Raw genomic sequence first — 844 nt, forward strand, 5'->3', positions numbered from 1 at the left:
ATGCCTTGGGCCCCTCATCCTTGGATGCAGCCTCGGGCGCATTGGTGCTGGGCTTACTCGAACAAGGCACCCGATCGCTCGCCTTCGCACAGATACGCACCGTGTTCCAAGCCGACGCGGTGGGCATCCACCGCCTCGATCCAGGCACCGCGAACACCATCGACCAGCTGACCGCAGCCCCGCAATCCCTGGCCGACGGGAATACCGCGGTGCCCATCGAGCGGATGTGCACCGGGATGGCACCGCACCGCAACACCGCCTCCTACCTCCAAGCACACCTCCATATTTCCTCCACCGAGGCCCGCCGCCGCCTCACCGGCGCCCGGTTGCTCATCGCCCCCACCCCCGACCCCGGGAATGCGGGCAGCAAGCCTCTGGGCACGGACACACCAGATACCCTGAACCCGGCACCGGTGTTCCCCGTGTTGGCCGAAGCCGCAGCCGACGGCACTGCGGATGTGGGAACGCTGGCCCAACTGGCCGGACGGCTCGAATCAATGCAACCCCAAGTGGCGGGCCGCCCGGACGCGGCGAACCTGTTCACCGCCATCGAGGAATCCCTGGTCCACGAGGCCCGCACCAACGAACCACGCCACTCACACCAGGCGCTGGCCCACTGGGGAGCATTCCTGAGCCAGAACGGGGCACCGATCACCGATGAACAAATCCGCGCCAAGCGCGGACTGTTCTACAAGGGCTTCCGTGAGGGCTGCGATGAGTTCCTGTTGCGGTGTGACCCGATCGATTCCGAAACGATCCTCTCCTTCGGTGAAGCCTTCTCCAACCCGCGTTCGGACAAACTTCCCCCTCCTTCCGCCTCGACACGACCCACCCCCGGCACCAC

1 pseudogene is annotated in these 844 nt (G+C 66.1%); it reads left to right on the plus strand.

From position 1 onward, the window contains the following. Positions 1 to 844, plus strand: a pseudogene (locus ABEA12_RS15020) (HNH endonuclease signature motif containing protein); the annotation flags it as partial.

It is taken from the genome of Paeniglutamicibacter antarcticus, from assembly GCF_039544305.1.
Taxonomy (GTDB): Bacteria; Actinomycetota; Actinomycetes; order Actinomycetales; family Micrococcaceae; genus Paeniglutamicibacter; species Paeniglutamicibacter antarcticus_C.